General features: G+C 29.8%; 10 protein-coding genes. 5 read left to right on the forward strand and 5 right to left on the reverse strand.

Annotated elements, in window-relative coordinates:
* Positions 1 to 113: 113 nt before the first annotated feature.
* Positions 114 to 1,655 (reverse strand): methionine--tRNA ligase, encoded by a 1,542-nt coding sequence (gene metG, locus KKC53_06500; protein ID MBU2598796.1) that lies wholly within the window; start codon positions 1,653 to 1,655, stop codon positions 114 to 116.
* A gap of 537 nt (positions 1,656 to 2,192) precedes the next feature.
* Here metG and KKC53_06505 point away from each other — a divergent pair.
* The 5 genes from KKC53_06505 (at position 2,193) to KKC53_06525 (ending at position 7,185) form a co-directional block, all read left to right on the forward strand.
* Positions 2,193 to 3,269, forward strand: a complete 1,077-nt coding sequence (locus KKC53_06505) for an alanine/ornithine racemase family PLP-dependent enzyme (GenBank protein ID MBU2598797.1) — start codon at positions 2,193 to 2,195, stop codon at positions 3,267 to 3,269.
* Positions 3,270 to 3,611: 342 nt separating this feature from the next.
* Complete coding sequence (selD, locus tag KKC53_06510; GenBank protein MBU2598798.1) at positions 3,612 to 4,652, forward strand: selenide, water dikinase SelD; 1,041 nt, start codon at positions 3,612 to 3,614, stop codon at positions 4,650 to 4,652.
* Between the two features lie 147 nt (positions 4,653 to 4,799).
* Positions 4,800 to 5,018, forward strand: coding sequence for a sulfurtransferase TusA family protein (locus KKC53_06515; GenBank protein ID MBU2598799.1), 219 nt, complete (start codon positions 4,800 to 4,802; stop codon positions 5,016 to 5,018).
* Between the two features lie 72 nt (positions 5,019 to 5,090).
* The gene (locus tag KKC53_06520) at positions 5,091 to 6,158 is read left to right on the forward strand and encodes a YedE-related selenium metabolism membrane protein (protein MBU2598800.1); all 1,068 of its coding nucleotides are present in this window, start codon (positions 5,091 to 5,093) and stop codon (positions 6,156 to 6,158) included.
* 91 nt (positions 6,159 to 6,249) lie between these two features.
* A complete protein-coding gene (locus KKC53_06525) occupies positions 6,250 to 7,185 on the forward strand; it encodes a LysR family transcriptional regulator (GenBank protein ID MBU2598801.1) in 936 nt (311 codons plus the stop codon).
* Between the two features lie 5 nt (positions 7,186 to 7,190).
* Here KKC53_06525 and KKC53_06530 read toward each other — a convergent pair whose 3' ends face one another.
* From KKC53_06530 to KKC53_06545, 4 genes are all read right to left on the reverse strand, one after another.
* On the reverse strand, positions 7,191 to 8,714 hold the full coding sequence (locus tag KKC53_06530; GenBank protein MBU2598802.1) for a hypothetical protein: 1,524 nt from the start codon (positions 8,712 to 8,714) through the stop codon (positions 7,191 to 7,193).
* 258 nt (positions 8,715 to 8,972) lie between these two features.
* Positions 8,973 to 9,761: an energy-coupling factor transporter transmembrane protein EcfT gene (locus KKC53_06535; protein MBU2598803.1), complete on the reverse strand. Its 789-nt coding sequence runs from the start codon at positions 9,759 to 9,761 to the stop codon at positions 8,973 to 8,975.
* Positions 9,762 to 11,468, reverse strand: coding sequence for an ATP-binding cassette domain-containing protein (locus KKC53_06540; GenBank protein ID MBU2598804.1), 1,707 nt, complete (start codon positions 11,466 to 11,468; stop codon positions 9,762 to 9,764).
* Between the two features lie 530 nt (positions 11,469 to 11,998).
* On the reverse strand, positions 11,999 to 12,742 hold the full coding sequence (locus KKC53_06545) for a QueT transporter family protein (GenBank protein ID MBU2598805.1): 744 nt from the start codon (positions 12,740 to 12,742) through the stop codon (positions 11,999 to 12,001).
* Between the last annotated feature and the right edge of the window lie 412 nt (positions 12,743 to 13,154).

Here is a 13,154-nt window from a genome sequence, read left to right on the forward strand (position 1 = left end):
ATCTATAATTTTTCTAAGCACATTACCATCAATCAAAAAATGTTGACCAAGCCTTTTCTTTGGTTTTATATCAAACTCTCTTAATATCTTCTTTGTAGTAGACAAATTAACAATCATAATTTTTGTTTTTCTATTCTTGGGAAAAGTGGGTATATCTTACATATTTTAGTACCAGGTTTTAGTAGACCCCATTTTAGATCTTCAGGAATTTTACAAGATGATATTTTCTCTTTAATCCCCAGTTGAACCCAAAGTTTCTCCATAGCAACTGGCATAATTGGATATGTAACTATTGTTAGAAGTCTAAGACCCTCACATAGATTATAAATCACTGTTTTCAACTTGCTTATATTGCCTTTCTTTTCTAAAGACCAAGGTTCTGTTTTATCCACATACCAATTTGCTGAAGCCACAAATGACCAAATTGAAACTAAGGATTTTCTAAACTTTAAATCACTCATATTTTTTAAATAATTATCTAAACAAACTTCCCAGCTTTTTTGTAATTGTAAATCAAGTTCATGTGACTCATCTCTCTCAGGAATTTCCTCCCCAAAATATTTCTTAACCATAACCAATACTCTGCTAACAAGATTTCCTAGGTCATTTGAAAGATCAGAGTTAAATCTGTTTACCATAAGTTCATTGGTATATGTTCCATCATTACCAAATACTATCTCTTTGAGTAAGAAATATCTAACTGGATCTACCCCATATTTACCAGCAATCTCATATGGGTCTAAAACTATTCCTTTTGACTTTGATAATTTTTCCTCACCTTTAAGTAAAAATCCATGTGCTGCTACAGTTTTGGGAAGCTCAATGCCTGCTGACATCAAGAGAGCAGGCCATATTACTGCATGAAATTTTATAATATCCTTTCCTATAATATGATAATCTACTGGCCAAAAAACATTAAATTTTTCTCCACCGGTCAGGGCTCCTAAAGCTGAAATATAATTTAATAAAGCATCTACCCATACATAAGAAACATGCTTTTTGTCAAATGTTAGAGGAACTCCCCATTCAAAAGTAGTACGGGAAATAGAGACATCATTTAGTCCTTGTTTTATTAAACTTACTACCTCATTTCTTCGAGTTTCAGGGATAACAAAATCTGGGTTTTTTTCTATATGTTCTAACACTTTATCCAAATATTTTGATAATTTAAAAAAGTAGTTCTCTTCCTCAACTATTTCCACATCTCTACCACATTCAGGACACTTCCCATCTATAAGTTGAAATTCTGTTAAAAAATTTTCTTCAAATACACAATACCAACCTTTATACTTCCCTTTATAGATATCCCCTTTTTCCCATAATTTTTCAAAGAATTTCTGAACAATTTTTTTATGTCTTTTTTGAGTTGTTCTTAAAAAATCGTCATTTGAAATGTGAAAATATTTTAAAAGTTTAACTACTTCATCAGACATATAATCTACATATTCCTTTGGATTTTTTCCACAAGATTGAGCTGCTCTTTCAACCTTTTGACCATGCTCATCAGTTCCAGTTAGAAAAAATACATTTTCTCCCAATAATCTATGATATCGAGCAAGAGTATCAGCAAGAACAAACTCGTAAACATGTCCCAAGTGAAGTTTCTCATTTACATAATATATTGCTGTAGTAACATAGAAGTTTTTATCTGTCATTTTATTTCCTCTCAATTATAAAACTTACTAGTATAAATATTTCACCTTTAATTTCTCTTTCCTGTAATTTTTCTAAAAGTTTAGAAACAGTTCCTCTCATTATCTCCTGATAAATTTTTATAAGCTCCCGCACAGTGACGCATTCTCAAAGGTTTTTTATTTGGAACTAATTATAATTGAAAATTTATTTTATGTCTTTCCTATTCAAGCATATTCAGTTTATTTATGAGTTTTTAGTAGTGTTAATTATTTTACACCTAGCAGTGAATAACTCTCTCTGAAAATATAGAGTGTTAATTCAATTATGTTTTGCAAAAATAACTTCTATAAAGTTACAGGAGTATAAATTCAATTATTTCTGGTAAAGAATAATCTCCTGTAAAGCCAGGAGAGAAAATTGTTAAAAATTAAAAACATATTTATAATTCATTTAAAAATAGTATATATTATCTATTACAGATTATATAGGCAAGAAAGCTCTCGGTTTTAGCCGTAGAGATGAATTGAAAGTTATAAACCTAATTAAATAGGAGAATTATTATGAGATATCCTTATCTGATTGTTGATTTAAATAAGATTGAGAAAAATGCAAGATACATTACTAGCCTTTGTAATAAGATTGGAATTGAGGTTGTTGGGGTTACTAAAGGATGTTGTGGAATGCCTGAGGTCGCCAATGCAATGCTTAAGGGAGGAGTAAAATTTATTGGGGATTCTAGATTAGATAATCTGAAAAAAATAAGAAGTTCAGGTTATAAAAAAGAACTAATACTTTTAAGAATACCTATGGAAAGCGAGTTAAAAGATGTAGTTGAGATAGCTGACATAAGCCTAAACTCAGAAATTAATACTATAAGAAAAATTTCAGATATATCTAATAAAAAAGGTAAAATTCATAAAATTATTTTGATGATAGATTTAGGTGAGTTAAGAGAAGGTATATTACCAAAAGACACAAAAGATTATATTAAGCAAATTTTAAAATTGGATGGAGTTATATTATCAGGAATTGGCACTAATCTTGCATGTTTTTCTGGTATTCTCCCCACATATGAAAATATGAAGGAACTTGTTGATTTAAAAAATGAATTAGAAGATTTTTTTAATATAAAAATATCCGTTGTTTCTGGAGGAAATACCAGTGCTTTAAAATTAATTGAGGATAACAATTTACCAGCTGGAATTAACCAATTCAGAGTTGGTGAAGCAATACTCACTGGAACAGACGTAAGTGGAAATAGAATAGTACCCGGGACCTATCAGGATACTTTTATCTTAGTTGCTCAAACTATTGAGCTAAAAGAAAAACCTTCCTTACCAAGAGGTAAACTAGGAAGAGATGCTTTTGGAAATATCCCAAAATTCATTGATAAAGGATTAATTAAAAGAGCAATATTGGCACTTGGTAAACAGGATGTAGATATAAAAGGATTAACTCCACTAATAGATGGTGTTGAAATTGTTGGAGCAAGTGGTGATCATTTAGTTTTGGATGTTACAAAATCCTCTCAAGAGATTAAGTTAAATCAGGAAATAAGATTTACTTTAAATTATAGTGCTCTTCTTTCAGCCTGCACATCCCCTTATATAACTAAAATATTTCTCTCAAATTAACTTGCTTATATCTATTAAATAGCTCTTCACAAATTTTATCCTTACTTTATATTTATCCTTATCTTATTTGTGACAAACTCTTAGTATCGTGAATGAATTCAAAATTTGCATTTGAACAAAGTGAACAGATACACTTTTACACTCAAAATTATAATGACAAGCCTATATTTACATACAAGAAAACAAAATAATAAGTACTTATTGTATAAATTATAAATATAACTTATAATTAAATAATTTTTGATTATAAATAATATTTATAAAAACTTAAAAAATACTCTACTTATAGAATATAAATAAAAATAAAGTACTTACAATATCACTAAAAATATTGGAGAAATTATGAAAGAAAAAATACAACTGACTCAGTATTCAACAAAAAGTGGTTGTGCTGCAAAAATTAGTGCTACCGATTTAAAAGAGATAATGAAAGAGGTACCATTGGGTAGAGTTGACGAACTTCTTGTCGGAACTGAACATGGTGATGATGCTGCCGCTTTTAAAATAGGCAGCGATATAGCCTTGATACAAACAGTTGATTTTTTTACACCAATTGTGGATAGTCCCTATCTTTTTGGACAGATAGCTGCAGCCAATGCTTTAAGTGATGTTTATGCCATGGGCGGTAAACCTATTACAGCCCTTTGTCTTGTAGCTTTTTCACCAAAGTTAGGACATAAGGTTTTGGAAGAAATATTAAAAGGTGGAAGAGATAAGATAGAAGAATCAGGTGCTGTTGTAGTCGGTGGACATAGTTTAGAGGATAGGGAACCAAAATTTGGTTATGCAGTAACAGGAATAAGTCATCCAGATAAAATTGTGACAAGTGCTGGTGCAAAAATTGGTGACAAACTAATTTTGACTAAACCCATAGGGTTAGGAGTTTTAGCTACAGCATTAAAAGGTGAGATTATAACAGAAGAAGAGATGATGGATGCAATTGATAATGCAAGAACTCTGAATAGAAAGGCATCTGAAGTCATGATTGAAGTTGGTGTAAATGCTTGTACTGATATAACAGGTTTTGGACTTTTGGGTCATCTTTTTATAATGCTTAAAGCGAGTAGTAAATCAGCAAAAATTTATACACAAAAAGTTCCAGTATATCCTAAAGCTTTAGAACTTGCTCAAATTGGATTTGTTCCAGCAGGAACTCACGAGAACAGAAGATTTGTAAAAAACTATGTTGAAGGTGAATCTGCTAAGGATGGTGTTTTAATGGATATATTAAATGATCCCCAAACATCAGGGGGTCTACTGATATCAGTTTCAAGTAAAAAATCTGACTTATTAATTCAAAGATTAAAAGAAGAGAGTGTTAAAACAATTGCAATTGTAGGCGAAATTATTAGAGGGAAAGGAGGTACTATAAAACTCACCTAGAAATTTTATAAAATATCATTTTGAAAAGAGATTTTATTAAATAAGTATTAATCTTGTTTTAAATTAATAGAAAGTAGATCAAATTTAAAACAGATTCAATCAAATAGTCTATTTTATTTTAAATTAATAGAAAGGAAATTAAAGATGGTGAAAGAGGTTGATGTTAGAGGTCTTTCCTGTCCACTTCCAGTGATAAAAACAAAAAAGGCTTTGGAAGAAGAAGGCGATGAGACAATTTTAATATTAATGGATACCAAAGTATCAGTTGATAACATAAGTAGACTTTTAAAGAGCATTGGACACAATTTCAAAATAGAAAAGAAAGGTGATATTTATCATTTACTAATTGAGAGAGAAGAAAAGTAGCTAGAGAAGTAGTTCAAAGAAATAAAATAAAGAAATAATTATTATTTTAAAAGTTGAGAAAGGAGAAAAGTAATGAACTGGAAAAAGTATTTAATATGGATTACTGGAATTATTGTTGGTCTTTCAGCAATTATTTTAGGTTATTATGGAAATCCTTCTAATATGGGTTTTTGTATTGCTTGCTTTCAAAGAGATATAGCTGGTGCATTAGGACTACATAGAGTAGGAGTTGTCCAATATATCCGCCCAGAAATAATTGGTATAGTTTTGGGAGCCTTTATAGCTGCAATAATTCACAGAGAATTTAAGCCACAGGGAGGTTCATCACCAGCAACAAGATTTATTCTAGGAATCTTTGTAATGATAGGAGCATTAGTATTTTTAGGGTGTCCTCTCCGCATGACAATAAGGCTAGGAGGTGGAGATCTAAATGCATTAGTTGCCCTTATAGGCTTTATAGCAGGAATATGGTTAGGAGTTATTTTTCTTAAAAAAGGTTTTTCTCTCAAAAAAGCAAGTAGTGTTACAAAATTAGATGGCTGGATTCTTCCATCTATTATGATTATTTTATTATTGCTTTTAATATTTGCTCCTGTATTTAATAAGGAAGTTGGTGGACCGATATTTTTCAGTGAAAAAGGTCCTGGTTCTCAACATGCACCAATACTGCTTTCTATAATAGGCGGATTATTAGTAGGATACTTTGCTCAAAGGTCAAGAATGTGTTTTGTTGGTGGTATTAGCGATTTCATTCTTATCAGAGAAACATATTTACTAAAAGCTTTCATAACCATATTCTTTATAGTTCTAATTGGAACTTTAATAATGGGAAATTTTAAACTTGGCTTTATTGAGCAACCTATTGCTCATAACCAGCATATATGGAATTTCTTAGGAATGTCTTTAGTTGGTTTAGGTTCAGTTCTCCTTGGTGGATGTCCACTTCGTCAACTAATTATTGCAGGTACAGGTAATAGTGACTCTACTTTAACTGTTTTAGGAATGATAATAGGGGCAGCTATTGCACATAACTTTATGTTAACTGCCTCACCTAAAGGGGTTTCAATTTATGGACAAATTGTAGTTATTTTAGGATTAGTAATAGCTATTTTAATAGGCTTTTTGAACAGAGAAAAATAAATGAAAATGTCATTCCTTCGTTGCACTCAGGATGGTGTCTGAGCTTTATTTTTAAAGTATAATTATTTAAAAAGAAAATAGGTGAAAACTAATGAACATTATTCAATTAAAAAGTTTTGTAGAGATAGTAGATAGCAAAAGTTTCTCCAAAGCTGCTAAAAAACTTGGAATATCTCAACCAGCGCTATCCATGCAATTGCAAGCATTAGAAGAGGAGTTGGGTACTAAGCTTTTAGACAGAACTACTAAAACTATAAAAATAACTAAAACTGGAAGAGAAACCTATAAATATGTAAAAAAGATATTATCTGAACATAAAAATCTTCTTAAAGCGATAAGGGTTGAGGAGGAAATAGTTAAAGGGAAAATAAATATTTGTGGTAGCACTATACCTGGCGAGCAAGTTCTTCCTTTTATAATTGGTAGATTTAAAAAACTTTATCCGCAAGCGGACATAAAACTGTTTATCAGTGATTCCTTAAAAGTTATAAATGCTGTAAAAGATGGAATTTATGATGCAGGAGTTGTAGGAGTAAAAATTAAAAATGAGGATTTAGAGTTTAAAGAATTAATTGATGATGATCTTATATTTATTGCTTCAAATGAATTTATCAAGCAATCAGGAAATATTTTCAAACTAAATGATATTAAAACTATACCCTTTATATTAAGAGAAGAAGGTTCAGGAACAAGACTTACTTTTGAAAGAAATTTAAAAAGACATAAATTATCAATAGATGATTTAAATATTGCGTTAGTATTGGGAAGCTCTCAAGCAGTAATAAATGCAGCTCAAGCAAATTTAGGAATCACAATAGTTTCAAAATTTGCTACTCGAAGAGCACTTCAATGTAAAGAGATATCAGAGATAAAATTCAAAAACTTTATAGTTAAAAGAAAGTTGCACTTAGTTAGAAATAAAAATATAGAGATGACTCCACTCTTAAATGAATTTATTAATTTTATATTGTCATACTCCTCCTCAAATTTAATAAATAAACTATATAGAAGCTACTCATTAAACTGAGTTAACTATAAAATAACATTGATTATTAGAAATACTGATAATATTATAAAAAATAATCCAGTTATTAGCTTTACTTTTGCTACATTACTTCTCAAGAAATTTTCAATCTTTTTAGAAGATGCTCCAATATAATAAAGAATAAAAATAATTATCAAAGGTAGAATAAACATTAAATTATATAGAATTAGAAAAAAATATCCCTTAAATTTTAAATTAGGAATTGTAAGTATATAAGTAATTGTTGGAAGATAAACCTGTCCAGTGCAAGCAAACTCCAATATAGAGACTACTAACCCCACTAAAAAAGCTGATATAAAGAATGATCTCGCTTTACTTCCCTTTCTAATAGTCTTATGTATTTCGCGTTTTAAAAACATGGGAAGTTGTAAGATTGTTTTATTTATTTGTCCTTTCTTCGCTCTAAAGTAATCTACAAAATTTAGGACTCCTAAAACTAGTGCAATTAAAGCTGTTATTATATAGACGATTCTTGAAATCGCTGAAAATGCTTTTAAGCTTGTAATTATTCTTAAAAATCCAACGCCAAGAAGTAGATATGCTAGAAAAACTGCTAAACTAAATGATATACCTATCAAAATTATTTCTCTTTTACTCCTGCCAATATATGTTAAATATGATATGAAAAAAATTATTGTGGCAAATGCACAAGGGTTAAATCCGTCAATAATTCCTGCCAATATAAGTGGAAAAATAGTATACCCTTTAAATCTTTCAATTATATTTTTTGGTGCTTTTTCCAAATAATTTTTAGCTAAATGTTCAGGTGAATCAGCGCCTATTTTTAGATATTTTTTAATCAACTCTTCGACATTAGTTAAATTTATCTCTCCTTCTATTAAATAATCATCACCTATAAAGATTGCTGGGGCTTTAAGCCAATTCTCTTTTTCCACTCCATTTCTTTCACACAGTGACTCAAATAACTTAATATTTTTACTATCCAAGGTATCATACTCTTTGACAACCAGGTTAACATATCTGTCTTTTAGTTGATTAAGTAAATAAAAAACACTACCACATTTCTTGCATCCCGGCTGATAAAAATACGCTACATAAAGTTCCTTAGCTTCCTCAGTAACCTTAGTAGTTTCTTCTATAACTTCAGTTGGTTCTTCCTCAGTTTCAACTTCAGGAAATTCACAACCACCTTCTTTTAGAATCCTATCTATTTCTGCTTCAAGCCTAGTTTCTATCTCATCTAATCCTGATAACATAACATCATTGATCACAACTGTTGGTAAAAGTGGATCTGAATAATTAAGTTTTTCACTAAATCTGTTCCATAGAAGATACTCCTCTTGATTAAGTACATCCAATATCTTTACTTCTATTTTTTGCTCATATTTTTCAAACATTTTTGGCAAATATTCATTCTTAAACTCTTCACAGTTTTCACATTCTGGGGATGAAAAAACATAAAATTTTACTTTTATTTCTTGACTAAATCCAGTTGCATAGATTAAGTTAAAAAATAGAGCTATTAATATTGTGAGAAACAATAGCTTCATAATCTTCATTCTAAATAATTCTATAAATTTAGTCTTTAATAATTTTATAGGTTTCATTTTCATTCTTGAAATTAAAATTTAGGTGGAAATAGATAATTTTTTAAATATTTTAATTCATCCTTAAATATTTTAATTTATTTTAAAATATATTAAATCCTTTTTAAATATCTAAGCTATTTCTTAATGTCTCAATTCATTGGAGAACCTCATGCAGTTTCTAAATATCTTGAACCTATCTTTAAATTTATGCTCTTCGCTTTATAGTCGAGGAAGAACTGCACCATATCCCAGGATTCTTAAATATAACGTAATGATGCAAAGAATAAATAAAAGAAATATTATCACAAAATCCTTATTTTTTAACTTTAACTGAAAGTAAAAAGTTCGATCCTTAGTCAAATTGAAACATTTTGATTCTAAAGCCATTGCTTGTAAATTTATATTTCTAATTGCATAAATCAATATAGGAACAAGTAGAGGAATGAACTTTTTCATTCTAACTATAATACTTCCAGACTCAACATCTAAACCTCTTGAAGTTTGAGCTTGAATTATTGTTGAACCTGCACCAACGAAGGCAGGTAGTAGCCTAAAAGCGGTAGAAATAGAAAATGCTAATGGGTATGGAACTTTAAGTTTAATTAGAGCAGTAGTAAATTCTTCAATTCTTGTTGTAGAAAGAAAGGTGACTCCAGTAATTAGAAATATAGCTGTTCTAATACCCATTGCAAGTCCGTATAGAATTGACTCTAATGTAAAATTAATTATCCAAAATGAAAATATTTCTGTAGGTCCCCTTATAAAAAATGGCCAAAGAAGCGTAGAAAATGCAATTAGAATTAAAAAAATATATCTCAAATTCCAAATGTTTTTTAAGCAATTTCCTATCCAAGCTATCAGAAGAGTCAAAAAAAGAATTGGCAAAAGGTACAATGGATGGTTAAAAACTAATCCTAGAGTAAAAAATAGTGCCAAACAAAAAATTTTGGTTCTTGGATCCAATCTATGTATAAAACTTTTAGATGGAGTGTATAAAAAAATACTCACTTAGTCACCCTTTAAAAAATTTATAGAGTCTATCATCTCTTCAACATTTAGAACAGTAATTCCAAGTCTATTACCAAATCTGGTTATTTGTGGTGGTTGTAAATAAACCTTCTTTAAATTCTCCTCTTTGGAGAATATATCTCTTGTTAAATCATCCATTAATAATCTTCCATCATCTACTACAATAGTTCTATTAGCGTACTTAGCAACTGTATTCATCGAGTGTGTGATAATAATTACTGTATGTCCCTTTTTATTTAAATTACATATCATTTCCATCATTGATTTTTGCTGTATATAATCCAAACCAGTTGTTGGCTCATCTAAAATAAGAATCTGTGGTTTTACTGCAAGAACAGATGCAACGGCTACTCTCTGTCTCTCCCCTTTAGTTAGAGTAAAGGGATCCATTTCTTCAAATCCCTCTAAATGAACTGATGATAAAGCTTGCTTCACATTTTCCTCTATCTCCTTTTCACTAAGACCATAATTCCTTGGTCCAAAAGAAACCTCTTCCCAAACAGTTTTAGCAAAAATTTGATGGTCAGGATTTTGAAAAACATACCCAACAATTTTTCCCAAATTGCTTCTGGTCATTTCTTTTGTATCTTTACCAAAGATTTCAACTTTTCCAATTGTTGGATAAAACAGACCATTAAAATGCTTTACTAATGTTGTTTTACCAGAACCATTTTGCCCAATAATAGCAACAAATTCACCCTTATATATCTTTAAATTTATATCTGAGACTGCCTTTACTCCAGTAGGATAAGTGTAGGATAGATTATCAACATTAACTGCTATCTCATCTTCTATTTTTTCAAAATATTTCCTATCTTTTTTCCTTAGTAAGTCTATTGCATTTTCCTTAATTTTAAACTTTTTATCAAAATATGATATTCCTTCCTCTAAATTTAATGGAATTTCATTTCTCCTTATATGAGGTAAAAGTTTTTGATAAAATTCATTAACTTGTATAGGAGCTACACCTGCTTCCATTAATAATTTTGTGTCACAGACTATTCTTTGTGGTGTTCCTATTCTTATCATCTTACCATTATTTAATAAAAGCATCTCATCTGAATTTAATGCTTCCTCTGTATCATGTTCAACTAAAATCATTGTTGTTCCTATTTCGCGTAGTCGTTTCGCAAGTTGTAGAACCTCAACTTTCCCTATAGGGTCTAAATCAGTGGTTGGCTCATCGAGAGCAAGGATTTTTGGTCTCATTGCTAAAATTGAAGCTATGGCTAATCTCTGTTTCTGACCCCCAGATAAAGTTGATGGTTCCCTGTCACGTAAATTATCGAGTCTTACTAATGGCAAAATTTCATTTATTCTTTTTTTAATCTCTTCTCTCTTCACACTTAGATTTTCTGCCCCAAATGCGATTTCCAATTCCACATTTGTTGAAAAAAGTTGAGCTTCAAAATCCTGAAAAACAATACCCACATCTCTTGATAAATTCTGAACTTTAGTCATTCTAATATCTTTACCCAGTATAAATGCACTTCCTTCTAATTCCCCTTTAACGAATTTTGGAATTAGAGAATTAAGACAATAAAGCAGGGTTGACTTACCAGCGCCAGTATGACCCATCCAGACTACATAGTCACCTTCATCTATCTGAATTGAAATATCATCGATAGCTTTTTTATCAGAATCTCTATATGTAAATGAAAGATTATTAAATTCTATAATTGCCATATTAAAGATGTTTTACAACAGTTTTTAAAATTAACAAAATAAAATATTAATTAGAGAGAAATTATACAAAAAAGTAAGTTTTTTGTAAAAATTTAAAAATGCTATAAAAAAAAGGGGAGGTGATTAATGAATTTAAAAAACTTGAAAATTATTAATTTTTATAATATATACGAATGTTAATATTTTACATTTTGATAAATAATAAGGCTAATATTTCTATATGTTGATAAATACCAAGGTTAATAAATATTAAGATTTTCTATATTATATTGTAGGGTAACCTTTTATAATTGTTTATAATCAACACTAAAGTTTTTATATGCAAGGCTAAAACCTTGCCCTACTTATTCGTTTCAGCTTATAAGAGCATTGCCTATTTTTATTAAGTGAAATATTACACTTTAAAGGATATCATTTCCTGCTTTACAGAGAGAGATATATATTTACTCCTCATAGGCTTTCTAGTCACTTACAATCTAAAAATAAATGAGTCCCCAAAGTAAATCAGATTAGGGACCCATTTAAAATTTTTACAATAAGAACATTGCAACTATTATTGCTACTATAAACAGTGCTATTGTACCAATAATTGCTCCCGCTGGAAGAATAAATACTCCTAAAATCCAACCAACAACACCACCAATTAACATAAGTAAAGCACCAATTTTGGGTAATATTGGTTTAGCGATATCTTCCTCTGCCATTACATCTTTCCAATATAGTCCTATTTTCTTTACTCTACCCCATACTAAAAGAAGTAGAATACCTCCAACTATGTGAGCTGCTGTATTATTTGATGTTATTATTGTACTTAGTACTTTGAATGGTACCAATCCCAAAACCTCAAGACCCCAAGCAATAACTACTGCGCAAACAGCAGCAGAAATAAAGCCAATAATTATGAATTCTACCCATTGTCTAACTGTTCTCATTCTTGGTTCTTCTCCTGAAGAGATGGGAAATAAATGACCCCATATCTTGTAGGGAACAAATCCGAGTAAAAAGTTTCCAATAAAACCAAAAAATGAACCAGGACCTAAGGTTCCAAAAAAATCACCAATTAGATTACCAAAAGCACATCCCCATGCTGCTGCGGGTCCAAAGAGAAGTGAGAATGCTATGGGAAGAATATTTGCGGGTCTGATTTCAGTTATTCCTGGTACAATGACAATTCCTGCTTTAAATGCAATCAATACTGCTGCATATAGCGCTGCACATAATGAAGTAAGAAGAATCATTCTTACATTTTTCCACATTGTTAAAATTTCTTTCAATTTCTCCTCCTTTTTTAGAAATTTTAATTAAAGTATTTCAGATTTTTTCCCATCACCTCCTTTTCAATATTATCTTAATTTTTCTTTTTGAATTTTAGATGAGAAATATAATAAAAATGTTGCAAAGATAAATAAAAATAATTTTTAAATTATCATAAATTATGTTTCTATATCTTTATAATAGCAGAGTTTTTCAAAATATCATAATTATTTTTTTAGAGTTCATTAATAGCAGCATTTTACTGATAGTACTTATTTATGAACAGACAGAACAGTTTTTATCTCTTTCTGTCTTTATCATATTCACTTCATTTTCAGAAAGATCAATTAACATCATCTTATTAAATAGAGGTTTCCCAACACCAGTTATATACTTTATGACTTCATTTGCTTCCAATATACCAAAAAGTCC

It is taken from the genome of Actinomycetota bacterium, assembly GCA_018830725.1.
GTDB lineage: Bacteria > Actinomycetota > Humimicrobiia > JAHJRV01 > JAHJRV01 > JAHJRV01.

Excerpts from the sequence above, each read along its gene's own strand:
- KKC53_06520 (MBU2598800.1), top strand. The coding sequence starts at position 5,091 with ATGAACTGGAAAAAGTATTTAATATGGATTACTGGAATTATTGTTGGT.
- selD (MBU2598798.1), top strand. The coding sequence starts at position 3,612 with ATGAAAGAAAAAATACAACTGACTCAGTATTCAACAAAAAGTGGTTGT.
- metG (MBU2598796.1), bottom strand. The coding sequence starts at position 1,655 with ATGACAGATAAAAACTTCTATGTTACTACAGCAATATATTATGTAAAT.
- KKC53_06540 (MBU2598804.1), bottom strand. The coding sequence starts at position 11,468 with ATGGCAATTATAGAATTTAATAATCTTTCATTTACATATAGAGATTCT.
- KKC53_06525 (MBU2598801.1), top strand. The coding sequence starts at position 6,250 with ATGAACATTATTCAATTAAAAAGTTTTGTAGAGATAGTAGATAGCAAA.
- KKC53_06530 (MBU2598802.1), bottom strand. The coding sequence starts at position 8,714 with ATGAAGCTATTGTTTCTCACAATATTAATAGCTCTATTTTTTAACTTA.